This is a genomic window from Corynebacterium sp. MSK019, assembly GCF_030232425.1.
GTDB lineage: Bacteria > Actinomycetota > Actinomycetes > Mycobacteriales > Mycobacteriaceae > Corynebacterium > Corynebacterium jeikeium_D.
Map to the genome: position 1 here is coordinate 170,505 of NZ_JASPJT010000001.1, position 26,010 is coordinate 196,514.

A 26,010-nucleotide genomic window follows, 5' to 3' on the forward strand; every position below is an offset into this window, starting at 1 on the left:
ACTTTCGCTGACTATATGTTGCCATGCCTGGTGGCGAGTTCGTATTGCATCTGATCCCAGATACGCGGTTCGGTAATCGGCTCATGATTACCTGATACATAGTATTGGGGTACTTCGCCTTCGTTGACCTTCATCTTCTTAGTAAGGAAATCGGTGGTGAACGTCTTTTGCAGCAGGGCGTCGTCCTTGTATTTTTCGTTGGACAGGATGGAGCACACTGTCGAGGTTGACCACACTTCTTTCCCGCGCGGGGTGAGAATCTTGCGGGCAGCGAGCTCGGTTTTAATCTCACTGATCGCTATCCCATCAAGGAACAGCTGGTAGATCAACCGCACGGTCGGAGCCTGCGTCTCGTCGATGACGAGGCTTCCACCCTCGCCTTTCTTATATCCGAGTAGCACCAATTACCCATAATCCCCACGCCGACTCCCGTTTCGAAGGAGTCGGCGCGGGGGCTTTTGCGTGGGTATGGAGCTGATTCAGGGGCGCAACCTAAGCCGACGGCGACGACGACGGCGACGGCGACGGCGACGGCGACGGTGCAGTGTATCTCAGCCACCGCAACACTGCTTTAACACGACGGTTGCTATCCTCCGGCTGGAAGCCGAGCTTTAAAAACACATTCGCCACATGCTTACTCACTGCACCAGCGGTCAGCACCAGGCGCTTTTCCATTTCCTTATTACTAAGCCCCTGCGCCATCAGGTCGAGCACTTCGCGCTCACGTGGAGTCAGCTCGGCGATGCCGTCCTGCTTTGCGGCCAGTAGCGTCGCAACCACTTCAGAATCGACCACGGTACCGCCACCACGCACTTCTTCCAGCGCCGCAACGAAGTGGTCGACATCCGAGACGCGTTCCTTAAGCAGGTACCCAAAGCCACCATGCTGCAGCAGGCGATCCAGGTAGCTGGCCGCCACGTATTGGCTGAGCACCACAACCGGCTGGTCGGGGTTGTCCTGGCGAAGTGTGGAGACCGCGAGCAGTCCGTCGTCACGCATGTTCGGCGGCATTCGGACATCGGTGACGATGACATCGAACACCTGCCCTTCGGCGGTGGCGAGCAGCTGATCCGCATCGCCGACGGCGACGACCTCGTGCCCCAGTGCCCGCAGCAGGCCGGTCAGCCCCTCGCGCAGGAGTACGGAGTCCTCTGCCAACAGTACTTTCATCGCATCCTTCCTTGGCGAATCGGCAGTTCCAGCAGCAATTGGGCTCCACCGTCGGCGTTGGTGAGTTCCACGGTTCCACCGAGCGCTGCCGCCCGTTCGCGCAGGCCCGCAATGCCGGTTCCACTGTCATGCTTTACGACGTCTACAGCGTCTGCACTCGTTGGTTTTTCCAGGCCTTCGCCATTGTCGCGCACAGTGACCGTAAGCGTACCCAGATGGGACACGAGCGCCTTCTTCGGAGTCTGAACCGCGAGAGTGATATCAGCTCGATCGGCATGGCCATGCTTGGTGGCGTTGGTCAGCCCCTCCGCTGCGCAGTGGTAAGCGAGCAGCGCTGTGGTTTCATCAATCGGGCCGAAGTCGGAGACACCGTCCTCACGAACAGAAACCTCCATGCCAGAGTGCGCTGCCAATTCCTCTACTGCTGCGACTAGGCCATTTTCGAAAAGCACTGGCGGGGCAACGCCAAGCACCACGGAGCGCAGCTGCGCAAGAGCCTGCGTTGCATTGCGGTCGGCGGCAGAGAGTGCCTCGGCTACCTTTTCCTCAGTCTTACCCATGCGAGCAGCGGCAATGTTGAGTTTCAAGGCGGTCAGGTGCTGCTGCGGACCGTCGTGAAGCTCGCGCTCAATGCGACGGCGCTCGCCTGAGAAGGAGTCAATGAGCACATCGCGGGACTGGCTGACTTCCTCGCTGGATGGTGCGAGGATGACGCGGGAGAGCCAAATGGACAGCAGGCCGGCACCGAAGTTGATGGCGATGGTCAGCGCCAAAAAGAGGATGGCGAAAACCCAGGCAACAGCAATTTTCTGTGTTGGGTCCGTCAGAGTCCAGCTGAAAAACTGCACTTCATCAACCAGGAAAGGTGCAGCGAAGAGCACACCGACAGTGAAGCCGCCGCCGACCCACGCTGTGAAGGTGACAAAGCCAATGGCCAACTGGACGAGCAAGTTGACGAAGTTGCGGATGTCGAACCAACGATTGGTCACGCGGTTGGCAATCGGGGTGCCGGACCACGATGCCACCCAGCGAGAGAGCCAGTCGGCACCTCGGCCGATGAGCGGAATCCACGGCAGAAGCACAACAGAGGCAATCAAACCCGGAATGAACAGCAGTCCGAGAATAAAACTCCAGGCCAGCGCGATTAAATTCTTTTTCTTTGTCATAGGTTCAAAGCTAAGTTGGCCCGGGTTCAAATGCAGTGGAGCTAACTCCCCTAAATTCAGTCGAGCTGAATACGCCCCGGCTTCTTTTCACCGATACCTCGGTCGGCCAGTTCGTCATCAATGTACGTTGGCCGACCGACAGCCAGCCCAAGCACTGCAAGCACGACCGTAGTACCAAGCAGTACGACCAGAATAGGTGTCCACGTTTCCGTCGTTCCAGCGGCCACACCCACCAGGAATGGCCCGACTGCGGAGAAAATGTAGCCGATTGGCTGCACGAAGCCGGACAGCCGCGCGGTCAGCTCATGGCTGCGCGTGCGGCCCGGAATCAGCGCGATAGCCATGGGGAAACAAAAACCACCCACGCCCAGCAGGAACGCAGCCCCAATCGCGTATCCAACACCAGTTTCCGCCGCTCCCCGCTGGTCGATCAGAATCATCAACGCATACCCGAGGAAGAAAAGGCAGCCGAGACCAAAGGCGACGTAGGACATGGTGCGGAGCCGTGCAATCAGCGGTGGCATCAGCAGACCGCCGATGATGCCCAGCCCTTGAACAATCATGGATGCTGCGGTAGCTACGCTGACGCTGATGCCTGCGTCGATAAGCATTTTCGGCATCCAGCCCATCAGCACGTAAGCGTTCATCGACTGCACGCCGAAGAAAACTGCCAGCGCAATGGCTGTCGGAGACTTCCAGATTGGCGTGTTTGCCGAGGAGCTGACCGAGGCCTTCGGATAGTCGAATCCGATGCGCGCACGCAGCGGCAACCACACAACGAGCTGAACAAAGGCGGTGATCGCCCATACGGCAATCGCCCAGCGCCACATATCGACGCCACCTGTGGACGCTTCGGGTGAATCGCTAATCAAAAACGCCGTCGCCGGCCCCAGTCCGCCCCCGAGGGCGAGCATGCTCGAGTACAACATCATCAGCACGACGGCATGACGGCCGCCATGCACCTTGATCCACGCAGGTAGCAGTACATTTCCCAGCGCAATACCCGCAACCGACAACGCCGTAAACAGAAGGAATAGCCAGATGCTGCTCACCCACGGGCGCACCGCAAGGCCGACGAATAGCAACGTCGCAGACAGTGTGAGTGCACCGCTTAAGCCCATTCGCTTGCCGACGGAAACCGCGGACAACCCAATCGCGAAAAATGCGAGCCCCGGAATCGCCGTAATCAGACCACCAAAGGCGGAGGAAGCGCCAAGGTCGGATAGGAGCTGATCAAGCACCGGACCAATTGACGCGATACTCGGGCGCAAATTCAGCGCCGCGACGATTACGGCGATAACAAGAACGGGAACGCTGAGCGCGATGGCATTCTTCGAGGACCCAGCAGCCTTTGGCTGTGGTTGCCCTGGTTTTTCTTCTATCGCCATAACAATGGACGTTACCGCTTCCTGCTAATGACTCTCTAGCCGACCCGAGCCCGCTGGTTCGGGGAAGCTTAAAAAACTAGCGTGCTGAATGTTGCTGTTGTCCTATCCTGGACTACAACGACATCTCTTTTTCTTTATCTATTGACAGTCTTTCGGCTATCTCTGACGTAAGGATTGAACTCAAAAATGGTTGAACCGATTTCTGATTCCATGCTCATTGCCTACGACGGCTCCGACGAAGCCAAGCGGGCGCTGGCCTATGCCGGAAAACTGCTGCGCGTTAAGAAGGCCTACATTCTGACTGCCTGGGAACCCCTGCAGCGCGCTGCAGCGCGCACTGCTGGCGCCTCTGGCATGATGCAGCCCGACTGGGATGCCACGACTGAAGACGGCGATCCGGCTCACGACGAGGCCGTCCGTATTTGCCGTGAGGGTGTACAGATTGCCGCTGAGGCTGGCTTCGTCGCGGAGCCCTACTTGGTAGAGACTGAAACTACTATCTGGTCGGCCATCGTCGATGCAGCTCACGACCTCGATGCGGGCGTGATTATCTCCGGCACTCGTGGTGTGACTGGATTGCGTGGTCTGTTTACCGCCTCGACCTCTGACGCGTTGCTGAAGAATGCTGGCCGCCCGGTCCTCGTCGTTCCGGGGGAAAAGGAATAATTTCTAGAAAATTTTTAAAAACTTACTTAGCTGATAGAAAATGGGTTAATCTCTCAACTAAGAAAACTCAATGACCGCTGAAACCACCCAAAGTTCAAGGCAGGGAGAGATTCCCAGCTGTTCCACTGGTTTACAGAAGTCACAGAGTGTAGTTTTATAAACAGTATTGACTTAATGCACACGAGGAGTCCTCAACATGGCATACGAAACTGATTCCGAGCAGCGTCGTAGCGTTGGCCCTGCCCTGGCCTCGGCGCTCATTGGCGCCCTTCTCGGTGGTGCCGCTATCTTCGGCATCGGCCAGGCTCTGACCGAAGACCGAATTCCGGAAGCACAGGCTGTTTCCACCGATGACGCTCTGCTTGGCGGTGTCGAGTACGGTCAGCGTTAAGCCCTTAACGCTAACCCTCCTTTAACGCTATGCCCACCTTTGTTCGAGCGCGTAAGCGCGTGCTTGTACCTTGGTGGGTTTTGCTGTGCCTGCTGGCATTCATCCAGTCCCCCGGCAAGACTGTCGCTGACACAAAGCACGACTTGACAGAAGACCCCATCGGGTTTTTGTCCGCCTCGCTCAACATGTGGTCAGACACCATGCCGCTGGGACAGCTTCAAAACCAGGCATATGGCTATCTCTTTCCACAGGGCGCATTCTTCGCCCTGTTCAGTTTGCTGCCCGATGTATTAGCGCCCGGCTGGATCATCCAGGCGCTGTGGTGGAGTCTTACTCTCTGCTTGGCTTTTACCGGCGCATATCGCGTGGCTGAAGCTATAAGCGTCGGCACGCATACCTCTCGCGTACTGGCGGCATTGCTGTACGCGTTGTCGCCGCGAGTGATTACGACGTTGGGCGCGATTTCGTCCGAAACCTGGCCCGTGGCGCTGGCACCGTGGATTCTGCTTCCGCTCCTGCGAGTCGCGGCCCGGCGCGAGGAACTGCCCTGGCGTGCGACTGCCCGTGCCGTATTGCTGTCCGGTCTGGCGGTACTGTGCACTGGCGCGGTCAATGCGGTCAGTACAGCTGCGGCTTGCATCCCCGCAGGTCTGATGCTGCTCTTCTTCGCTTTTACGGGGCCTCGCCGCGGGCGTGCGTGGGCGATGCTCGGCGGTTGGCTGGCTGCGTGTGCAGCGGTCAGCATGTGGTGGATCGTGCCGCTACTACTGCTGGGCAAGTACTCGCCACCGTTTACGGACTACATTGAGTCCTCCGGCGTGACCACTCGTTGGTTGAGTCTCGGCGAGACGCTCCGCGGTTCCACCTCGTGGACCCCGTTTGTCTCTTTCGAGCGAGTCGGCGGAAATGCTCTGGTCGCGGAGCCCATCCTCATTTACGCCACTCTGGCTGTGGCGGCGATTGGTCTGCTTGGCTTGGTCATGCGCTCACTGCCGCTGCGTCGGATGTGGCTGATGATGCTGCTGATCGGGCTTGTCATCATGGCGGCCTGGACGGAGCCATTCGGGCTGGTGTGGGAATCGGCTCGAGAGGTGCTCGATTCCACGCTCGCAGCAGTACGCAACCTGCACAAATTCGACACAATTGTGCGCCTGCCACTTGTTATCGGCTTCGCTCATGCGACAGCCCAGCTGCCATGGCCGTGGCGAGAGCCGGCGAACGAGCACAAGAACGAGACGGCGAGCGATTCAGCAGCCACTGGCTGGCAGCAGTGGCTGCACCCTGAGAAGCACCCGCGCGCTATCGCATCGATGCTGGTTCTGGTGGTTATCGCCAGTGCCACCGCACCTACGTGGAGCGCACGCCTCGCTCCGGCAGGCGGTTTTTCCGAGGTTCCGGGTTACTGGCACGAAGCTGCCGACTGGCTGAATGAGCAGGGCGAGGACACCCGCACGCTGGTGGTGCCATCATCGCCGTTTGCTGATCAGACATGGGGCAATACTCGCGACGAACCGCTCCAGCCGCTTGCCGACGTGCCTTGGGCCGTCCGCGATACCGTGCCACTAGTGCCCCCAGAGGCGATTCGCGGCCTCGACGGTCTGCGCGATTCGCTGACTCGGGGCCGCGAGGTACCGGCACTGGATGCCACCCTGCGCAACAATGGCATCGGCTATGTGCTGGTCCGCCACGACTTGAGAGTTACCTCGAGGGGCGATTCGCTGCGCGCCATCACCTCCACGCTGCAGGACTCCCCGACCATGGAAAAGGTGGCGGAGTTCACGGACGAGGACGGCCATACCGCTATCCAGATTTGGGGCGCGGGCCCGAAGGAGCTGCGCAATCACGCCCTTTCGCCGCGGTTGGTGGACACTACACAGGTGCCGCTGGTCGCCGGTGGTCCTGAAGTGCTCCCGCGGCTTGATGAGGTCGATTCCGATGCCCCGGTGCGCATCCTGTCCGGTAAGAACGCCGGCACTGTCACCGACACTCCCGCACGCCGCGGCCGCAACTATGGTGAAGTCGTCGGAGCGGAGTCGGCAATCCTGGCCGAAGACGAGGACTCATATGTCCGCAACCTCGTTCCGGACTACCCCGTCGCGGGACTGCCGCTAACACAGACAGCAACGGGTCGCGCCACAATTGAGGTTTCATCGTCGGCCTCTGAGCCATACAACGTCGGTGGTGCATCGGCTGACCACTCGGTCAACGCAATGCTCGACGGCGACACCTCTACCTGGTGGGAACCCCTGGCAGGCAAGAGTCAGGCTGAGTGGGTCAAGCTGTCGTGGAAGGAACCGACCGATAACGCAGTGCTCAGCCTGACCGGTGCTCGCGTTCCGGCGCAACTGCGCATCCAGACCGATACGGCTTCCAGCTCCGTACAGTTGGTGCCGGGTGAGACGACTCGCATTCCGCTGCCCGGCGGCAAGACCACATCTTTGCGCATCACAGCAAAGATTGCTCCTGTGGGCTTTGCTATCTCCGAGCTAGGACTGGTGATTCCAAAGCGGGACACTGGCTTCGACGCATTCGAATCCAGCAACCCCGATTCCGATGAAGAGGCGGAACTTTCCGCCGAGGATATAGCGGAGGACCTCACGCCGGTTCGTGTCCCGGTGGTACCGAATTCCTCGTCGCTGGCTCAGCGTTGGGTCTTTGGCCAGGAGATTCACGAGGGCACGCTGGTGCGCCTGTTCACCGTTCCGAAGCCGGTAAAGGTGAAGGTCGATGCTGATACCTGCCGCAGCAGCATCGGAGACCCGTGGGCCAGCCTCCAGCGCGGTGACGGTTCTGATCACCGCGGGCTGACCTGTGGTGAAGAGATTGAGCTCTCGCCGGGGCCATGGCGCATCGATGCCAAGTCCGATTGGGTATCGCTCACCTCGACTGACTACTTCGCACCGTCAGCTGAGCAGCAGAAAGCCACGCCAATCGACCTGAACAATCCTATTGACGCTGCCGACCACGATCGCATCGTGTGGTTGCCAATCTCTGTCAATGCTGGCCACGAGCTTCGTGTCGGAGGTGCCCCCATGAAGCCGGTAACGGTCTCTGGTTGGCAGCAGGGTTGGACGATTCCGGCTGGAATTGGTGGTGCAGTCGAGCTGACCTATCCACCGCAGCAGACCTGGCGTACTGGAATCCTCGCAGGCGGCGCACTCGCAGCTGTGTACGCACTGGTCGCTGTGGGGCTGGCTTTCGCTTGGCGACGATTCGCTCTCACCTCTCCGATTCCCGCATCTTCGCTGGGCAATGACTTGCCGCGGGCGGCTATTGGCATTGCGGCTGCCGCGACAGTGACCCTGGTATCCAGCTGGCCTGGCGTGGTCGTTGCCCTCGTGGTGGTTGCCGCTACCCTTGGTGCGGTTTTCTGGGCACGGAAGCGTGGGGACGTCGTCAAACCATGGCTGAACGTGCGAAATGCACTAATTGTGGCGCTTGCTGCGATGATGTCGATTGCGGGCTTGGTGCTGGCGGCGAACCCATGGCCAAAGGATGACTACGCCGGTGCCGGCTGGCCGCTTCAGTTACTGCTGACGGCGGCGCTGACGATCGTGGCGTGCTGCTCGATGCTTTCCGGTGGCGGTGCTGATGACGACACCGACAACACCGCTGATTAAAAGCCGTTAGCGGTTGACCCAGACGCGTGCGAAGAAGCGGCGGGCAGGTTCCTCGACGAGCGCGTAGGAGGCGGCGGCCACCGGAATCGACAGTGCGACCGTGACAATGGTGACACTGAGCAGATGTCCGGTGAACAGCTTCACGCCAAGCAGCGGGAATGCAATGGAGAGCATCGCCACGTGCCAGAGGAAGATACCGTACGACCAGCGCCCTAGCGCCTGCATGATGGGGTGTTCAAGGAAGCGAGACTCCGGCGCTATCGTCCAGGGGCCGATGATGGCGGCACCGAAGACCAGACCGCACAGCAGGCGGCGGGTGAATTCCCAGTTGGTGAGCTCGACTAGCCCTTCGGGCCCCAGGTAGGAAGCCAGAACCAGCGCACCAACGGCGATCGCCAGCCACAGCGAACGGCGGCGTGCCCAGCGCTGCATGGTCTCCACCTTCGCGCGGGCGGCATCGGTATCGACGCCCTGGAGCGATTCCAGCTCGGCGAGAATCATGCCAGCTGCGAACCAGGAAAAGTAGGCAATCGGCTGAATATGCGGGTTAACGCCTTCTGGGTACGGCAGTGGCAGGTAGGGCCAGCCGAAGCTCAAGATCGCAAGCAGGGAAATTGCCACTATGCGGCGCCCCTGCTGGCGATGCGGGTCCAACCGGCTAAGCCCAATGGCAAACAGCGGCAGCGAGATGTAGAACGCGACCTCCACCGACAACGACCACAGGTGCGTCAACCCACCGTGCAGCGAGCCGGAGAAATACACCTGTGTCAGCGTCAGATTTGTTAGCCAAATCTTGAGATCCGCGCCGCGCCCCACCGGCAGTGCGATGAGCACAATAAGCACTAGCACCCAGTACGCGGGCATAATGCGCGCGACGCGCTTCTTGTAGTACTTCGCCCAGCTCTTCTTCCGTCCGCCGTCGGCATCGGACAATGCTTTACGACGGGGAATTCCGCCGTAACCCGAGCGGTGAGAACGCCACAACAGGAATCCGGACAGCACGAAGAAAACGGCCACGAAGAAGTCGAAGCGGCCGAGGATGCGCTCCCACAGGGCTCCCACATCATGCCCGGTCTGGAATGCGACGTGCGTGCCGATGATGCCCATCGAAGCCACAGCTCGCAGGCCCTCCAGCGAAGGCAGGAAGCCTGGGCGGAATGTGGTGGCAGAGCTCGATGCAGTGCTGGATCCCGAGCTGGATACAGTGTTCGGCGTAGAGTTCGGCACAGAGCTCGACACTGTGTCTTGCCCAGCGTTTGGCGCTGCCGCATATGCCTTGGACGTCATAGTACTTTCTTACACGGATACCGGAATGAGTAAAATCACTTGTATTTTATTATGAAATAAGTCCTGTTCAGGCCGGTTTTTCCAAAACTCTTTTGTTTTCCCGACAAGTTATTTTTAAAAAACACACCACATAACTCCTAACTTCCTGCTAGGTTTTGCAGCAGAAAGTTACGTACAGTTAAAGGACTATCCGCTGATGAAGAGAACTCTCGGACATGCACTGATTATTATCGGTGCTGCATTGATTGTCATTGCCGTCCTTCTGCCAACCTTCCTGGTGCCTCGCCTCCGGGTCATCCCACTTGACACTGTGAGCGATACCATCACGGAGGTGCGCGACGGCACTCTGTTGGACTCCAGCCAGCTGGGCAAGAATGAGCCAACGCCAAACCGCAAGAATGACCCGCGCTGCAAGGCAGAGACGGACGAAGAGAAGCGCGATCTCCCGGTCCACTGCTTCATCAACGACAAGACTCCGATGCAGTCGAAGCGCCACGTTGAGATTGAGGAGCCGGCTGACGACAAGATTGCAACTCTCCAGGTCGGTACCACTCTGCTGCGCGATGACCGCGAAGAGCCGAAGAACCTCATCAATGCGACCCTCGACCGCATCACTGTTGACCGCAGCACTGCGTACCCGGTAGATGACCCGATCTCCAGCGTTGCTATTAACGCACCGCAGGGTGGTTCGGACACCAAGCCGCCGACGTTCACCCGTCCGGGCATCCAGTACCAGTTCCCGTTTGGTGCTGAGAAGAAGTCCTACCCGTACTACGACGTCCAGGCGATGCGTAACTTCGAGATTGACTTTGTCGGTGAGGAAACTCAGGATGGCGTCAAGGTTTACAAGTACTCCATGACCATTCCGCCGCAGAACCTCTACGAGTCCCTGACCGAGCACTTCACTCGCGACGGCCGCAAGCTCACCGAGGCTGACAAGTCCTCGCTGGCTTCCATGCGCCTGAGCTTCCCGGCTCACAAGTGGGGCCTGGAGGGTGACGACGACGTCGAGCTGGATCGTTACTACACCAACGTCCGTACTGTCCGCGTCGAGCCGACCTCTGGCGTGATCGTCAACGGTACTGAAGAGATGTTCATGTTCTACGCCAAGGACGACAAGGAAGCGGAAGAAATTGCTTCCAAGGCTGGCCGTGAAAAGGAGGCCAAGGAGCAGAACCGTACCGCGATGAAGTACACCGCTCAGTGGGACGAAGGCTCCAAGGGCCGCCAGATGGACCGCGCTAAGGAAGCCCGTAAGTCGCTGACTATCGGTGGCACTGTCGCACCGTGGATTCTCGGTATCCTCGGCCTGGTTCTCATCGTGATTGGCTTCCGTGTTCGCAGCAAGTCCGCCTAAGACGCGAAACTACGGTGCCACAGGCTCTCGCTTACCCTAAGTTTCACTGAGGAAAGCGAAAAATAATTTAATATAGGGCACGTGACACAACGTTTCCGCACTACTCTGACCCAGTCGGCTCACTCTCATTCGGAGCGAGTCGCCTGGGTTTTTGTGTTGTCGTGGATTCTCCTGCTGACCGCTGCCGTGTGCTGGCCGCTCTTTGTGCCCCACAAGGCCCCGGCCGATGGTCGCTTTGGGGCACCGATGTTTCTGCTGCGCGACATGGTCATCCCCAATCACCCACCGCTTACCGACGCGGCCCTGGGACTCGGCCCCGCTGCGGCACGAGCTGTTCCGCAGGACACCGCACTGTGGGCACTGGGCTACTTTGTGGATGCCAGCCATTGGGTGCGCTTCGGCATGGTGGGCGCCTGTTTGATTGGTGGTCTTGCAGCTGCTGAGCTCGCCCGCAGGTTCACTCGCCACGGCTCGGGCACCAGTAGCGCATCCGGTGCGGGCCTTGTACCCATGACTCCGAGCTTGGCCAGCCAGCTGATTGCACCGACGATGCTGCTCTGGAACCCGTTTGTGGTCGAGCGTTTGCTCCAGGGACAGTGGTCACTGGTCATCGCCGTATTGCTGCTTCCGGCAGTTGTTCTGGCAACGCAGATGGGTAGTGCCTTGTGGCGCACCAGCGCAATTGCCGCTGCGGGTCTCACGCCGACCGGTGCCCTTTTGGCTGGTATCACCGGCATTGTTACCGCTCGCAATAACCGCGACCGCGCTTGGATTGTGGCCACAACAGTAGCGGTCAGTTCACCGTGGCTAGTGGCATCTTTGCTGAACCCGAGTGCAGCTGGGTCCTCCGATGCGGCTGGCGCTGCCGCATTTGCGGCCAGAGCAGAGGCACACGTCGGCACGCTCGGCAGCCTGTTGGGATTGGGTGGCATCTGGAATAAGCAGGCTGTGCCACTGACGCGCGAGGTTGGTTTTTCGGCGATTATGGTGCTGGCACTCCTGGTGCTTATGGGCCTGGGATTCCGTCGTGCCTGGCATTCGCAAGAGCGCTGGCGGGGGCTGATTATCACTGGCGCCACGGCCATCATGCTCATCGCTCTCGCCGCAACAACGCCGGGCATTTTGATGATGGGTTGGGCGCTGGAGCACATCCCGGGCGCGGGCCTGCTTCGTGATACGCAAAAGTGGATCGCGCTCGCCGTCCCCGCCTATGTCATCCTCGCCGCAAGCGGTGCGGAATACCTGGCACGCCGCGCTCGCGGGACCACCGCCAACATCGGCCAGTGGTTGGCTACTGGCGTCAGCGCGCTCATCATCATCGCCGCTGTCCCCACGCTGCCCGCCGATGTCGCTCCACTCCGCCCCATTCCGTCATGGGAAGGCTGGTCGGCGGTTTCCGGTGTGGTCGCGCTTGACGACGATCGCGTTGCGGTTCTACCTGCCGGTTCTTACCGCATTATTAATGGGCGTCCTGTCCTCGACCCGGCTACGAAGATTTTGCCCGCTCCGGTGGTGAGCTCTGGCGAACTGATTGTCTCTGGGCAGTCGGTGTCTGGCGAGGGAGCCACAACCGTTGAGCGCACGCTGCTCGGTGGTGCGAAGAGACACGAGGAGCTTGAGTCTGCGCTCCAGAGTCTTCGAGACCAAGGCGTTGGCTGGGTCCTAGTGGAGAATTCGCCCGGCAACTTCGGCGACTCCGCTGACATTGTGGCAGCGTTAGACCCCGTCTATGAAACACCTGACCTGCAGCTATACCATGTCCCCGGCGTTATCGAGCCGGCCACACAACCAAGCCAGGGGGCCTATGCAGCTGCGTGGACAGCCTTTGGAATCTGGACTCTTTGCCTACTCGCTGGGCTGCTGGCGGGGCTACTGACTGGAGTAATGGAAGCGCTACTGCCCCGCCGCAGGTAGCAGCTTGTCCAGTGTTGGGTTTTCCAAGACATTCAGAACTGCCTCACCGGTCTTGTCCCAGCCAAATTCCGCGGCACGGGCGACGCAGGCCTTGGACATTGCGCGATGCAGTTCGCCGTTATCGAGAATCTGTCGTGTCTTGGCAATCAGGTCAGCTTCATCGCTGGCCAGCAGGCCAGTTTCGCCGTCGTTGACCGAATCGCGCAAGCCCGCCGAGGAACGGTAACCGACCGTCGGCACGCCGTGCTGCGCCGATTCGATGACGGCGAGCCCCCAGCCCTCCTTGCGCGAAGGCATCAGGTGCAGACACGCCTTGGAGAGGATGCGGTGTTTGTCCGCCTCGGTAACCTGCCCGTGGAATACCACGTGGTCCGAAACACCCTTGTCACGGGCATATTCCACGAGGTTGTCGTGCCACCAACCCGAGCCAATAACATCGAGAATCGCACCTGGCCGATCTTGTACAAGATCTGCAAGCACATCGATGGCGTGCTCAATCTGCTTATGCGGGACCAATCGCGACAGCGTCACCAAATGCGGCGCTGGACCGTCGCACTCGGATAGGTCCGCCATGATTTCAGTCGACTGCAACTCCTCCGGAATCGGGTCCACACCATTGCGGATTACCGCGATGCGCCCCGGCGACACTCCAAGTTCTACCAGTTCAGCGGCACTTGGCTCGGAAACTGTGATGTAGCGGCAGCGGCGGTGAATCATCGGCGACAGACGCGACTCGATGAACCACCCAAGCTTGCTAATAATCGGCCCTGCCACTGGCCACTGTTCGCGGTGGCAGTGATGTGTTAGCAGCACCGTCGGTGCGCCGGAGAAAATCCGCGCGAAAAAGGGGACACCGTTTTGGGTGTCGACCACGACATCCGGCTTGCCGCCGAGTGCCTTGGCAATTGGCCCCACACCAAGTCGCGCACCCAGCATCGCGGTCCAGGAGCGCACGTAGACGGAGAAGTTTCCACCAGCGCGGGAGAAAGTCACGCCATCACGACGCGAAAGGGCTGGTGCGTCTGGGTAACTGGCCGTGCGGAACACCACGGTGTGGCCTTGGTCGGCAAGGTAACCTGCGACGCGCTCCAAATAGCGCTCACTACCTCCACCTTCGGGATGACCAGTGTCGCGCCAACACAACAGTAAGATTTTCATAACAATATGAGCCTAACGCTCGGCGCGGCTTTCGTTGCCGCTTTAGCTCAAATCCATACTCCCAAACCCAACCAGTCCATTAGATTGTTTGACGTGACCAGCTTTCGCTTTCCCGCTTTTATCGTCCCGCCCGCTCTGAAAGAGCTGCGCAGCTTTGCTACGCTGTCGCGCTCATTCGGGCTGCTCAACGACTTCAAATACGAGCAAACCGATCCCGATATCTTCTACGGGCACCTGGCCGAGGACACCATCGGCCTGTTGGAAGGCATCGCAGCTGGGGCGGATGGTGCGGCGGGGTCGACGGACACAGGGGGCACGTCGTCAAGCGTTACGACGAATACCGCACTGCGTGGCAAGCGCATCCTTGATGTCGGCGGCGGCCCTGGGTACTTTGGCCGAGCATTTGCCCAGCGTGGCGTGGAATATTACACCTGCGAACCCGATGTGGGCGAGATGGCGGCGGCGGGTATCAAGCTGGAGTCGTCGGTACGCGGATCGGGGCTGGAACTGCCGTTTCGCGATGACGCGTTTGACCTGACGTACTCGTCGAATGTCGCCGAGCACGTGCCCGAGCCATGGACGATGGGCGAGGAAATGCTGCGTGTAACCAAGCCGGGCGGACTGGTCGTTTACTCGTACACCATTTGGTACGGCCCGTTCGGCGGCCACGAGATGAGGATGACGCATTACCTGGGTGGCGACCGCGCGCGGCGCATGTATGAGAAGAAGCACGGCAAGCGACCGAAGAACTATTTTGGCGAGTCCCTGTTCAAGGTCGGTTGCGGTGAAGGATTGAAGTGGGCGCGCGCTGCCGCGGAGGCCGGCGACTGCGAGCTGCTGGCCGCTTTCCCGCGCTACCACCCGTGGTGGGCCTGGTGGATGGTGCACGTGCCGGTGCTGCGCGAGTTCGCGGTGTCGAACCTGGTGTTGGTGCTGCGGAAGCGGTAGGGGGTCAGTTTCTCCCGGAGCGTGCTCCCCTGACTTCGTATCGTCTGCCACTAGACTGGAAACTCAAGCATTTTTACTGATTGAGCGGGGATTTTCACTATGAGTGACGCAGACCGGGCACAGCTGCACAGGACTATTTGGAACATCGCCAACGACTTGCGTGGCAGCGTGGATGGTTGGGATTTTAAGTCTTATGTGCTCGGCATGATGTTCTACCGCTTTATCTCGGAGAAGCTCACCGAGTACATCGATGACGGCGAACGTGCCGCTGGAAATGAGGACGCGGACTACGCTTCCCTTTCTGACGAGGATGCCGAGTGGGGCCGGGCCAGCATTGTCGAGGAAAAGGGCTACTTCATTGTGCCCTCTGAGTTGTTTACCAACGTCTGCAAGCAGGCGGCTGACGAGCACTACCGCGAGAACCTCAATGAACGACTGCAGCAGGTATTCAAAAATATCGAAGCATCTGCAAAAGGCACCGCTAGCGAAAGCGATCTTCAAGGGCTTTTCGACGACATCAACCTAGACAGCAACAAGCTTGGCAACTCGGTCATCGAACGCAATAACAAGATTTACGATCTGATGAGGCACATCGGCAATATGCCTCTCACCGTTAAAGCCGATGACAACTCCATCGACCTATTCGGTGATGCCTACGAGTACTTGATGGGTATGTACGCCTCTCAGGCAGGCAAGTCCGGAGGCGAGTACTACACGCCGCAGGAAGTCTCTGAGCTGCTGACCCGGATTACCGTGGTGGGAAAGAAGAGCGTGAACAGGGTGTACGACCCAGCTGTCGGCTCTGGTTCGCTGCTGTTGAAATTCAAGAAGGTGCTTGGCGAAGGCGGTGTCCGCGAGGGCTACTACGGCCAGGAAATCAACCTGACCACGTATAACTTGGCACGCATCAACATGTTCCTGCACGATGTGAACTTCGATAATTTCGACATTGCGCTGGGCAATACCCTCACCGAACCTGCACACTGGGATAACCAGCCGTTTGAGGCAATCGTGTCCAACCCGCCCTACTCCATCAAGTGGGAGGGCGACAACAATCCTCTGCTGATTAACGATCCACGCTACGCACCGGCGGGCGTCCTGGCCCCGAAATCGAAGGCCGATTTGGCTTTTACGATGCATATTCTCTCGTGGCTTGCGACGAACGGCACTGCCGCAATTGTTGAGTTCCCCGGTGTGCTTTACCGTGGCGGCGCGGAGAAGAAAATCCGCAAGTACCTGGTGGATAACAACTATGTGGATACGGTTATCCAGTTGCCGCCGGATCTTTTCTTCGGCACTACCATCGCGACCTGCATCATCGTGTTGAAGAAGTCGAAAAAGGACAATTCGGTTCTCTTCATCGATGCCTCCGCAGAGTTTGAGCGAAGTGGCAACAAGAACCGACTAAATGAGAAGAATCAGAAGAAGATTCTGGATTCCTTCACTGCCCGCGAGGATGTGGAGTATTTCACCAAGCTGGTGCCCGCTGAGGAGATTGCAGAAAACGACTACAACATCGCGGTTTCCTCCTATGTCGAGCCGGAGGACACCCGCGAGGTCATTGACATCGTGGAGCTGAATAAGCAGATTGTTGGCATCGTGGAGCGCCAGCGTCAGCTGCGCGAGGCCATCGATGAGATTGTGGCAGATCTTGAGGGAACCCGCACCGATGTCTGACACGAACGGCGACATGAGCATGGCGTCTGCGGGCGAGCTGGTGATGTTCCGCACGGACGACGGCGCTACTCGCATTGAGGTACGGCTTGTCGACGAAACCGTGTGGCTCACTCAGGCCCAGATGGTGGAGCTGTTTCAATCGTCAAAGGCGAACGTCTCCGAACATATTAGGAATGTGTTTGCGGAAGGTGAGCTTCCCAGGTCAGAGGCAACTGTTCGGAAATTCCGAACAGTTCAACTCGAAGGTTCAAGGGGAGTTTCGCGCGAGCGGGAGCACTACAACCTCGACGTGATTATCTCCGTGGGCTACCGAGTGAGGTCCTTGCGGGGTACTCAGTTCCGACAGTGGGCACTAGGGGTTTTGCGCGAATACCTGATTAAGGGCTTCGCCATGGACGATGAGCGGCTGAAAGAGGGCGGAGGCGGAACGTACTGGCGTGAATTGCTGGAGCGTATTCGTGACATTCGCTCTAGCGAGAAGGTCATTCATCGTCAGGTTCTAGACTTGTATGCCACCAGCGTGGATTACGACCCGCGGGCCGCTGTGAGTAAGAAGTTCTTTGCGACAGTCCAGAATAAGCTTCATTTTGGTGCTCACGGCCACACGGCAGCCGAGGTGGTTTACGAGCGTTCGGATGCCACAAAGCCAAACATGGGGTTGACGAATTGGAAGGGCGAGCGCATCACCAAGGCCGAGGTGGAGATTGCCAAAAACTACCTTGCCGAGGACGAACTAAAACGCCTGAATACCTTGGTTTCTGCCTACTTCGATGCGGCAGAATTCCGTGCGCAGATGCACCAGCCAACGTATATGGCGGACTGGATGGATCACCTCACCACAATGATTGCGGCCATGGGTGGCAAGTCTTTGGAGGGAGAAGGAACGGTTTCCCACCGCCAAGCTGTACAGAAGGCCCATGAGGAATACGAGAAGTACAAAACTGTGATGGATACCCAACCCAGTGGCGTGGAACGGGATTATCTCAAGGAAATCACTGCAGTTCAGAAACAGATTCAGCAACCACCGAAGGAGCAGAAGTGAACCAGATCGAAAAGCTCATCGAGGAACTCTGCCCGAATGGTGTGGAGTACAAGCCGCTGGGCGAGGTAGCCCACTATGTGAAAGAAAAGGTTGATGCTTCGGTACTTACTGCCGATAACTTCGTGGGCGTCGAAAACCTACTTCAAAACAAACGAGGAAAAATAAAGACAACTAGAGGCCCGAACACTAGTAAAGTTACGGCTTACAAAATTGGCGACATTCTACTCGGAAATATTAGGCCATACTTAAAGAAGATCTGGCTATCCAGCAATAGTGGAGGTTGCAGTGGCGATGTGCTTGCAATAAGAATTTCGGACAGCTCTTCTAAATCCCTAATGCCAGAATTCCTCTTTTACGTACTCTCCAGTGACAAGTTTTTTAACTTTAATAATTCTCATGCCACAGGCGGAAAAATGCCACGTGGAAACAAGAAAAAGATTCTTGATTACCGAGTGCCACAACCACCCTTTCGAGTTCAACAAGAAATTGTAAGAATCCTCGACACCTTCCAATCGCTGGAAGCGGAGCTGGAAGCGGAGCTGGAAGCGAGGAGAAAGCAGTATGAGTTTTATCGTGACCAACTGCTGACGTTTACCGAGAGAGAGAGAGGAGTCCGGCGAGTAACATTGAGAGAAATCGGCAATGTATGCATGTGCAAACGCATACTCAAGTCTCAAACTACCCCGAATGGCGATATCCCTTTTTACAAAATCGGCACTTTTGGAACAACTCCAGACTCCTTCATTTCTCGGGAAATATTCGAAGAATATAAAAGCAAACACCCTTTCCCAAAACCTGGATCAATTTTAATTTCCGCTTCTGGAACCATCGGAAGAACTGTTGAATACTTAGGAGAGGACGCATACTATCAGGATTCAAATATTGTATGGATTGATAACAATGAATCCTTAGTGCTTAATTCTTACTTAAAACATTGGTATAAGACTATTGATTGGAAAACAGACGGAGGTACAATTCGCCGTTTATATAACAACCGTCTCCTAAGAACCGAAATATCTTTTCCTCTCCTCGAAGAACAGCAGCGCATCGTGAATATTCTCGACAAGTTCGATGCACTCGTGAACGACCTCACCTCCGGCCTGCCTGCCGAGATTGAAGCTCGCCGGAAGCAGTACGAGTACTACCGGGATCAACTACTGACTTTTAAGGAATTGGCAGCATGAACCAGGACGGCGTCGGCAAGCGACGAGTAACCAAGTACGACCCGATTGCTGTCGGTGAGGAGAGTACCGTCGTCGCGGAGTACCAGGCCGAGGAGCGCACCTCGGAGGACTACCAAACTGAGGCGCAACTGGAGCAAGAACTCATCGACATCCTCCAGTCGCAGGCCTACGACTACCTGCCTATCCACAGCGAAGCAGATCTCGTTGCCAACCTTCGCCGCCAACTAGAAACCCTCAACCACGTCACCTTCAGCGACGCGGAATGGGAACGGTTCTATCGCACCTGCATCACCAGCGCCAACGACGGAATCAAGGAAAAGACCCGTCGCATCCACGAAGACCACATTCAGGTTCTTACGCGTGACGACGGCACGAGCAAAAACATCCGACTGCTGGATAAAGCAAATATCCATAACAACCGGCTGCAGGTCATTAACCAGTACGAGGTGGAAAAGGGCGAAGGTGGTGCGAAACACTCCAATCGTTACGACGTCACCATCCTGGTCAATGGCCTTCCCATGGTGCATATCGAACTCAAGCGTCGTGGCGTAGAGCTGCGTGAAGCCTTTAACCAGATCAGGCGCTACCAGCGCGACTCTTTCTGGTCTGGTGACGGTTTGTTCGATTATGTGCAGCTGTTTGTCATCAGTAACGGCACTCTGACCAAGTACTACTCCAACACCACCCGTGAACTGCACATCAAGGAAACGGGAGGAAAAGGCCGCCCAGCACGCGGTGCTAAGAGCTTTGAATTCACATCGTGGTGGGCTGACGCAAACAACCAACCCATCCGGGATCTTGTTGGCTTCACTAAGACATTCCTGTCCAAGCACTCGCTTCTCAATATTCTGACTAAGTTCTGCGTCTTCACCGCTGCGGAAGAACTACTGGTGATGCGCCCGTACCAGATCGTCGCCGCTGAGAAGATTCTGCAACGAATTGAGATTTCCAATAACTATCGTGAACGCCTGGGCACCACGGAGGCCGGCGGCTACATCTGGCACACGACCGGTTCGGGGAAAACCCTCACCTCATTCAAAGCCGCACAGCTGGCTAGCAAACTTTCGCATGTCGATAAGGTCCTTTTTGTCGTCGACCGCAAGGACCTCGACTACCAAACCATGCGTGAGTACGACCGCTTCCAAAAGGGTGCTGCCAACTCCAACACCTCGACCGCCGTGCTGAAGAAGCAGCTGGAAGACGACGATGCGGCCATCATCATCACCACAATTCAGAAGCTGTCGAACTTCATCGCAGGCAACAAGCACCACGATGTCTACAGCAAGCACGTAGTCATCATCTTCGACGAATGCCACCGCTCCCAATTTGGCGACATGCACACTGCCATCACTAAGGCATTCAAGAAGTACAACCTCTTCGGTTTCACCGGAACGCCCATCTTCGCCGACAACTCCACCAGCGGCACCAAGGCCAACCTCAAAACCACCGAGCAGGCTTTCGGCAAACGACTCCACGCCTACACCATCGTTGACGCCATCACCGATAAAAATGTCCTGCCCTTCCGGATCGACTACGTCAACACCATCTCGGTTGGAAACGTTAAAGACAAGGAAGTCACAGGCATCGACACCGAAGGCGCACTCCTGGCGGAACCACGCCTGAAAAACGTCGTCGACTACACGCTCGAACACTTCGCGCAGAAAACGAAGCGGGAAACCTTCTACGAACACCGCGTTGTCGAGAACGTATCCGCCTCAGCAAAGGCCCGACACCGCGGTCGAATCAAGGAAATAAAGAAAAATCAACGAGTTCGTGGCTTCAATGCTATCTTCGCCACCGCTTCTGTTGAGGCTGCCTACACCTATTACAACCTCTTCAAAGAAGCGCAAGCGTCACTGCCGGAAGCAGAGCGGCTGAAGATCGCCATGATTTACTCATTCGCGCCAAATGAGGCCGAAAAGGATGAGTCACCGACGATTCCGTCGTCAAGCGAAAAGAAAAGCGCTGCGGCAGCTACTGCCGTGGCCGACGAGACAGGCTTGCTCCTTGAAGAAGACATGGAGCCCGAGCAGCTACCCAAGGTTGCGCGCGATTACCTGGAAGCGGCGATTGCCGACTACAACGGGTATTTCAAGACCAACTACGACACCACTGCCGAGAAATTCCAGAACTACTACAAAGACCTCTCCCTGCGAATGAAAAACAGGGAAGTCGATATGACCATCGTGGTCAACATGTTCCTCACCGGATTCGATGCCACCACCTTGAACACCCTGTTCGTGGACAAGAACCTGAAGTACCACGGATTGATTCAGGCATTCTCGCGTACCAACCGAATCCTCAACTCAGTCAAGACGTACGGCAACATTGTCTGCTTCCGAGACCTCGAAGATGCCACGAATGAGGCGCTGCGGCTCTTCGGCGACACCGATGCGCAAAGCGTAGTGCTGCTCAAGCCCTACGCGGATTACTTTGCGGAATACGCCAAGTTGGTGAATCAGCTGCTCCAGGAATATCCACTGAACAAGGTCATTGTTGGCGAGAAGGCGAAGAAGGAGTTCATCAAGCTTTTCGGCGCGATTCTGCGTGTCCAAAACATCCTGACCTCCTTCGACCAATTCGCCGATGACGCGCTGCTGACGCCTCGCCAGGAGCAGGACTACCGCAGTATCTACCTCGACCTTTTTGCGGAATTCCGTACTGAAAGCGACGGGGAACGGGAGTCCATCAACGAAGATGTGGTCTTCGAGATGGAGCTGATTAAGCAGGTAGAGATCAATGTCGACTACATTCTCATGCTCGTCGAGCAATACCGCGAAACCCACGGCAGTGACGAGAGAGAAGAAATTCGTGCCCAGATTTCTCGCGCTGCAAACTCCAGCCCATCACTGCGGAACAAGCGCGATCTGATTGAAGAATTTGTCAACACCGTGAGCCTGACACAGCCCGTTGACGAGCAGTGGGAAGAATTCATCAGGACCAAACGCACGGAAGAACTCAATGCGATCATCACTGAAGAAAAGCTGCGGATGCCCACTGCGCAATCTTTCATTGAAGAGGCGCTGACCACCGGCATTGTCAGCACGCTTGGCACCGGAATTGTTCGAGTTCTTCCGCCAATGTCGCGGTTTACTCCAGGTAATGAGCGCGAGAAGGTCAAGACGCGGGTGCTGCAGCGCATCCAGGCCTTTGTCGAGCGCTATCGGAACTTGGGGTTCGCGCAGGATGATGGAGAGGCGGCTTGATGGTTGCGGACGGGCGTAACGATTGGGCCTTCACATGGCAGACCGTTACCGCCTCGCTTCCGCGAAGCTGTGTTTAAAAATACTTATGTAATTACCCCCGGTTTCTCCCATAACCGCAGGTGAAATGGTGCGGTTGGCCGCTTTTCCCTACAACACCCCTCAAATCACCCCCGCCAGTCCGCCTTTCGTTATAGAGTGACGCACGACACTTTACGACGAATCTGTGAGGTAAAAACACATGACTTCCGCCACCATTCAGCCGGGCGGCGAAGCCTTCATCTACGAGGCAATTCGCACCCCGCGCGGCAAGGGCAAGAAGGACGGCTCCCTCCACGAGGTACGCCCGGTATCGCTTCTCGTCGGCCTCATCGACGAAATCCGCAATCGTTTCCCTGACCTGGACGAAGAGCGCATCAGCGACCTCATCGTGGGCTGCGTCAGCCCAGTCGGCGACCAGGGTGCGGATATTGCCCGTACCGCAGCACTCACCGCAGGTCTGCCGTACCGCACTGGCGGTGTCCAGATCAACCGCTTCTGCGCTTCCGGCCTCTCCGCCATCAACCTGGCTGCTCAGAAGGCCCGCTCCGGCATGGACGAGCTCGTTCTCGCCGGTGGCGTGGAGTCCATGTCCCGCGTGCCAATGATGTCCGACGGTGGCGCAATGGCAATGGACGCACAGGTCTCGTTCGCGACCGACTTCGTCCCGCAGGGTATCTCCGCTGACCTGATCGCATCGCTCGACGGCTTTGACCGCGAGTCCCTCGACGAGATGGCAGCACTCTCCCACGCTCGTGCTGCAAAGGCATGGTCTGAGGGTCGCTTCGACCGCTCGGTCGTCCCAGTCAAGGACGCTAACGGTCTGACCATCCTCGACCGCGATGAAACCATTCGCGAAGGCGTCTCCGCAGAGTCCCTCTCCGGCCTGCGCGCAGCCTTCACCATGATGGGCGAGCAGGGCGGCTTCGACGCAGTTGCTCTGAAGAAGTACCCGCAGCTCGAGCGCATCAACCACGTCCACCACGCAGGTAACTCCTCCGGCATCGTCGACGGCGCTGCACTGACCTTGGTTGGTTCTGAGAAGGCCGGCGCAGACATGGGTCTGACCCCACGCGCACGCGTTGTCGCCACCGCAGTCAATGGTGTCGAGCCGACCATCATGCTGACCGGCATCGAGCCGGCTGTCCGCGAGGCTCTGGCCAAGGCAAACCTGACCGTCGACGATATCGACGTGTGGGAAATCAACGAGGCGTTTGCCGCCGTCGTCAAGCACGCTCAGCAGAACCTGGGCATCGACTACGACAAGCTCAACATCAACGGTGGCGCAATGGCCATGGGTCACCCGCTGGGTGCAACCGGTGCCATGATCACCGGCGCCGCAATCGACGAGCTGCACCGCACCGGTGGCCGCTACGCCCTCATCTCGCTCTGCGTGGCTGGCGGCATGGGTGTTGCAACCATCATCGAGCGCGTCTAAAGCAAACCGGAACGAAACTCACAGCGACAATTGCCGCGGTCACACCGCGATAACCACAAAGGACTGACTGATTTATGAGCACAGATAACATGTTCCGGTGGGATCAGGACGACGCCGGAATCGTCACCCTCACCATGGATGACCCGAATGCACCGGTCAACACCATGAACCAGACCTTCCAGGACGACATCCGCGCCACCGTGGAGCGCCTGGAAAACGAAATTGGCGACGGCTCTGAGACCTCCATCAAGGGCATTATCATCACCTCTGCGAAGAAGACTTTCTTCGCAGGTGGCGACATCAAGCAGATGTCCAAGGCCACTGAGGACGATGCAGCTGACATGTTCAACATGGTCGAGGACATGAAGGCTTCCCTGCGTCGCCTGGAGAAGCTCCCGGTGCCGATTGTTGCTGCCATCAACGGCGCAGCACTGGGCGGCGGCCTCGAGGTCGCACTGGCTGCTAACCACCGCGTTGCTGCCGATGCCCGCGGTTCCAAGATTGGCCTGCCGGAGGTCACCCTCGGCCTGCTGCCGGGTGGCGGCGGCGTCTCCCGCGTCGTTCGCATGCTGGGCATTCAGGACGCGCTGATGAAGGTCATTCTGACCGGCGCGCAGATGAACCCGGGCAAGGCTCTCGCAGCTGGCCTCGTTGACGAGGTTGTTGCTCCGGAGCAGCTCATCGACACTGCTCGTGCATGGCTGACCAGCGAAGATGCCAAGGCAGCACAGCCGTGGGACGAGAAGGGCTTCAAGATCCCGGGTGGCGACCCGAAGACTCCTAAGTTCGCAATGAACCTGCCGTCCTTCCCGGCAAACCTGACCAAGCAGCTCAAGGGCTCCCCGATGAAGGCTCCGCGCCTTGCTATGCAGGCTGCCATCGAGGGCTCTCAGGTCGACATCGACACCGCACTGCGTATCGAGTCCCGCTACTTCACCGAGCTGGTCACCGGTACCCAGTCGAAGAACATGATGCAGGCGTTCTTCTTCGACCTCAACCACGCTCAGGGCGGCGGCTCCCGTCCGCTGCAAGCTGACGGCACCCCGTACCCGAAGCGCGAGTTCAAGAAGGTTGCCGTTGTCGGCGCCGGCATGATGGGCGCAGGTATTGCATACGTGTGTGCAAAGGCTGGCATGGAAGTTGTCCTGAAGGACATTTCCCTGGAGAACGCCGAGCGCGGCAAGGCCTACTCCGAGGGTCTGGAGGCCAAGGCTCTCAAGCGCGGTCGCACCACTGAGAAGAAGTCCGCAGCACTGCTGAACCGCATCAAGCCGACCGAATCCTACGATGACCTGTCCGACGTCGACCTGGTCATCGAGGCCGTCTTCGAGAACACCGACCTCAAGCACAAGGTTCACGCCGAGATCGAGGCCGCAGTTCCGGAGACCTGCATCCTGGGCTCCAACACCTCCACCCTGCCGATTACCGAGCTGGCTTCCCACGTCAAGCGTGAGAAGGACTTCATCGGTCTGCACTTCTTCTCCCCGGTGGACAAGATGCAGCTGATTGAGATCATCTCCGGCGACAACACCGACCCGGCTATCCTCGCCGCTTCGCTGGACTTCGCTGTTGCAATCCGCAAGATCCCGATTGTTGTCACCGACTCCCGCGGTTTCTACACCTCCCGCGTCATCGGCACCGTCATCAACGAGGCCCTGCGCATGGTCGCTGAGGGCTACGACCCGGCCATCATCGAGGCCGCTGGTCGCCAGGCTGGTTACCCGGCACCGCAGCTCCAGCTTGCCGACGAGCTGAACCTCAAGCTCATGGAGAAGATCGCTGGCGAGACCCGCGCTGCCGCCGAGGCTGCAGGCCAGACCCTGGACGAGGGCGGCGTGCCGGCTCTGGTAGAGGCCATGCTGCACAAGTTCGAGCGCCCGGGCAAGCTCGAGGGCAAGGGCTTTTACGAGTACGTCGACGGCAAGCGCTCCGGTCTCTGGCCGGGCCTGTTCAACGAGCTCCGCGAGGAGCTGAACATCACCCCGACCGCTCCGGAGGACACCGACCTGCAGGAGCTGGTCGACCGCATGCTCTTCATCGAGGCCATCGAGACTCAGAAGTGCGTCGACGAGGGCGTTCTGCTTCACGACGCCGACGGCAACATCGGCTCCATCTTCGGTATCGGCTACCCGGCCTGGACCGGTGGTACTCGCCAGTTCATTAAGAACTACGACGGCGCCACTGTTGTCGACCCGGCCGCAGCTCACCCGGAGCGCCGCGGCGTCGCGGGCTTCGTCGAGCGCGCCGAAGAGCTGGCCGCTAAGCACGGTGAGCGCTTCAACGCTCCGGAGTCCCTGAAGAAGTAAGGCTACCCCGAGCGCACCCCGGTTGCTGGAATTGTTCCAGTAACCGGGGTTTTTCG

The 26,010-nt window shown here is 58.1% G+C and carries 18 protein-coding genes; 12 read left to right on the top strand and 6 right to left on the bottom strand.

Going from position 1 to position 26,010, the window contains the following annotated elements:
* Positions 1-11: 11 nt before the first annotated feature.
* From QP982_RS00735 to QP982_RS00750, 4 genes are all read right to left on the bottom strand, one after another.
* Positions 12-401 carry a recombinase family protein gene (locus tag QP982_RS00735; RefSeq protein WP_070429408.1) on the bottom strand — a complete coding sequence of 130 codons (390 nt, stop codon included), beginning with the start codon at positions 399-401 and terminating at the stop codon, positions 12-14.
* 91 nt (positions 402-492) lie between these two features.
* A complete protein-coding gene (locus tag QP982_RS00740; RefSeq protein ID WP_284870066.1) occupies positions 493-1,170 on the bottom strand; it encodes a response regulator transcription factor in 678 nt (225 codons plus the stop codon).
* Positions 1,167-2,336, bottom strand: a complete 1,170-nt coding sequence (locus tag QP982_RS00745) for a sensor histidine kinase (protein ID WP_070652738.1) — start codon at positions 2,334-2,336, stop codon at positions 1,167-1,169. Before QP982_RS00745 ends, QP982_RS00740 begins: the two co-directional genes overlap by 4 nt.
* Before the next feature lie 56 nt (positions 2,337-2,392).
* Positions 2,393-3,724, bottom strand: a complete 1,332-nt coding sequence (locus QP982_RS00750) for an MFS transporter (RefSeq protein WP_083280580.1) — start codon at positions 3,722-3,724, stop codon at positions 2,393-2,395.
* A gap of 186 nt (positions 3,725-3,910) precedes the next feature.
* Between QP982_RS00750 and QP982_RS00755 the strand changes: the two genes are divergently transcribed.
* From QP982_RS00755 to QP982_RS00765, 3 genes are all read left to right on the top strand, one after another.
* Entirely contained in the window at positions 3,911-4,390 is a 480-nt protein-coding gene (locus tag QP982_RS00755; protein ID WP_005510532.1) for a universal stress protein, read from the top strand.
* 196 nt (positions 4,391-4,586) lie between these two features.
* A complete protein-coding gene (locus QP982_RS00760) occupies positions 4,587-4,781 on the top strand; it encodes a DUF2613 domain-containing protein (RefSeq protein ID WP_005510537.1) in 195 nt (64 codons plus the stop codon).
* A 29-nt stretch (positions 4,782-4,810) separates the two neighbouring features.
* Positions 4,811-8,401, top strand: a complete 3,591-nt coding sequence (locus QP982_RS00765) for an alpha-(1->3)-arabinofuranosyltransferase domain-containing protein (protein ID WP_284870067.1) — start codon at positions 4,811-4,813, stop codon at positions 8,399-8,401.
* 6 nt (positions 8,402-8,407) lie between these two features.
* On the opposite strand, the gene QP982_RS00770 is transcribed toward QP982_RS00765, so the two are convergent.
* Positions 8,408-9,688, bottom strand: coding sequence for an acyltransferase family protein (locus QP982_RS00770; RefSeq protein WP_049171762.1), 1,281 nt, complete (start codon positions 9,686-9,688; stop codon positions 8,408-8,410).
* A gap of 196 nt (positions 9,689-9,884) precedes the next feature.
* On the opposite strand from QP982_RS00770, the gene pgfA reads away from it, so the two are divergent.
* Both pgfA and QP982_RS00780 read left to right on the top strand, forming a co-directional pair.
* Positions 9,885-11,045, top strand: coding sequence for a cell envelope lipid trafficking protein PgfA (gene pgfA / locus QP982_RS00775; RefSeq protein ID WP_048734381.1), 1,161 nt, complete (start codon positions 9,885-9,887; stop codon positions 11,043-11,045).
* An 81-nt stretch (positions 11,046-11,126) separates the two neighbouring features.
* Positions 11,127-12,959: an MmpA family trehalose lipid delivery protein gene (locus QP982_RS00780; protein ID WP_284870068.1), complete on the top strand. Its 1,833-nt coding sequence runs from the start codon at positions 11,127-11,129 to the stop codon at positions 12,957-12,959.
* On the opposite strand, the gene QP982_RS00785 is transcribed toward QP982_RS00780, so the two are convergent.
* Positions 12,939-14,117, bottom strand: a complete 1,179-nt coding sequence (locus QP982_RS00785) for a glycosyltransferase family 4 protein (RefSeq protein ID WP_049193185.1) — start codon at positions 14,115-14,117, stop codon at positions 12,939-12,941. The two genes, QP982_RS00780 and QP982_RS00785, sit on opposite strands and share 21 nt — an antisense overlap.
* Positions 14,118-14,210: 93 nt before the next feature.
* Between QP982_RS00785 and QP982_RS00790 the strand changes: the two genes are divergently transcribed.
* The 7 genes from QP982_RS00790 to QP982_RS00820 all read left to right on the top strand — a co-directional run bounded on the left by QP982_RS00790 (position 14,211) and on the right by QP982_RS00820 (position 25,954).
* Positions 14,211-15,065 carry a class I SAM-dependent methyltransferase gene (locus tag QP982_RS00790; RefSeq protein WP_141758926.1) on the top strand — a complete coding sequence of 285 codons (855 nt, stop codon included), beginning with the start codon at positions 14,211-14,213 and terminating at the stop codon, positions 15,063-15,065.
* Between the two features lie 99 nt (positions 15,066-15,164).
* Positions 15,165-16,742: a type I restriction-modification system subunit M gene (locus QP982_RS00795; protein ID WP_049191026.1), complete on the top strand. Its 1,578-nt coding sequence runs from the start codon at positions 15,165-15,167 to the stop codon at positions 16,740-16,742.
* Positions 16,735-17,784: a virulence RhuM family protein gene (locus QP982_RS00800; RefSeq protein WP_284870069.1), complete on the top strand. Its 1,050-nt coding sequence runs from the start codon at positions 16,735-16,737 to the stop codon at positions 17,782-17,784. Before QP982_RS00795 ends, QP982_RS00800 begins: the two co-directional genes overlap by 8 nt.
* The gene (locus QP982_RS00805) at positions 17,781-18,968 is read left to right on the top strand and encodes a restriction endonuclease subunit S (RefSeq protein WP_070767105.1); all 1,188 of its coding nucleotides are present in this window, start codon (positions 17,781-17,783) and stop codon (positions 18,966-18,968) included. The genes QP982_RS00800 and QP982_RS00805 overlap by 4 nt, the downstream gene beginning before the upstream one ends.
* On the top strand, positions 18,965-22,174 hold the full coding sequence (locus tag QP982_RS00810; protein WP_284870070.1) for a type I restriction endonuclease subunit R: 3,210 nt from the start codon (positions 18,965-18,967) through the stop codon (positions 22,172-22,174). Before QP982_RS00805 ends, QP982_RS00810 begins: the two co-directional genes overlap by 4 nt.
* Positions 22,175-22,412: 238 nt before the next feature.
* Positions 22,413-23,648: an acetyl-CoA C-acetyltransferase gene (locus QP982_RS00815; RefSeq protein WP_284870071.1), complete on the top strand. Its 1,236-nt coding sequence runs from the start codon at positions 22,413-22,415 to the stop codon at positions 23,646-23,648.
* 74 nt (positions 23,649-23,722) lie between these two features.
* Positions 23,723-25,954 (top strand): 3-hydroxyacyl-CoA dehydrogenase NAD-binding domain-containing protein, encoded by a 2,232-nt coding sequence (locus QP982_RS00820; protein ID WP_284870072.1) that lies wholly within the window; start codon positions 23,723-23,725, stop codon positions 25,952-25,954.
* Positions 25,955-26,010: the final 56 nt, after the last annotated feature.

Excerpts from the sequence above, each read along its gene's own strand:
- QP982_RS00745 (WP_070652738.1), bottom strand. The coding sequence starts at position 2,336 with ATGACAAAGAAAAAGAATTTAATCGCGCTGGCCTGGAGTTTTATTCTC.
- QP982_RS00770 (WP_049171762.1), bottom strand. The coding sequence starts at position 9,688 with ATGACGTCCAAGGCATATGCGGCAGCGCCAAACGCTGGGCAAGACACA.
- QP982_RS00750 (WP_083280580.1), bottom strand. The coding sequence starts at position 3,724 with ATGGCGATAGAAGAAAAACCAGGGCAACCACAGCCAAAGGCTGCTGGG.
- pgfA (WP_048734381.1), top strand. The coding sequence starts at position 9,885 with ATGAAGAGAACTCTCGGACATGCACTGATTATTATCGGTGCTGCATTG.
- QP982_RS00785 (WP_049193185.1), bottom strand. The coding sequence starts at position 14,117 with ATGAAAATCTTACTGTTGTGTTGGCGCGACACTGGTCATCCCGAAGGT.
- QP982_RS00810 (WP_284870070.1), top strand. The coding sequence starts at position 18,965 with ATGAACCAGGACGGCGTCGGCAAGCGACGAGTAACCAAGTACGACCCG.
- QP982_RS00760 (WP_005510537.1), top strand. The coding sequence starts at position 4,587 with ATGGCATACGAAACTGATTCCGAGCAGCGTCGTAGCGTTGGCCCTGCC.
- QP982_RS00795 (WP_049191026.1), top strand. The coding sequence starts at position 15,165 with ATGAGTGACGCAGACCGGGCACAGCTGCACAGGACTATTTGGAACATC.
- QP982_RS00815 (WP_284870071.1), top strand. The coding sequence starts at position 22,413 with ATGACTTCCGCCACCATTCAGCCGGGCGGCGAAGCCTTCATCTACGAG.
- QP982_RS00800 (WP_284870069.1), top strand. The coding sequence starts at position 16,735 with ATGTCTGACACGAACGGCGACATGAGCATGGCGTCTGCGGGCGAGCTG.
- QP982_RS00765 (WP_284870067.1), top strand. The coding sequence starts at position 4,811 with ATGCCCACCTTTGTTCGAGCGCGTAAGCGCGTGCTTGTACCTTGGTGG.
- QP982_RS00820 (WP_284870072.1), top strand. The coding sequence starts at position 23,723 with ATGAGCACAGATAACATGTTCCGGTGGGATCAGGACGACGCCGGAATC.
- QP982_RS00740 (WP_284870066.1), bottom strand. The coding sequence starts at position 1,170 with ATGAAAGTACTGTTGGCAGAGGACTCCGTACTCCTGCGCGAGGGGCTG.
- QP982_RS00755 (WP_005510532.1), top strand. The coding sequence starts at position 3,911 with ATGGTTGAACCGATTTCTGATTCCATGCTCATTGCCTACGACGGCTCC.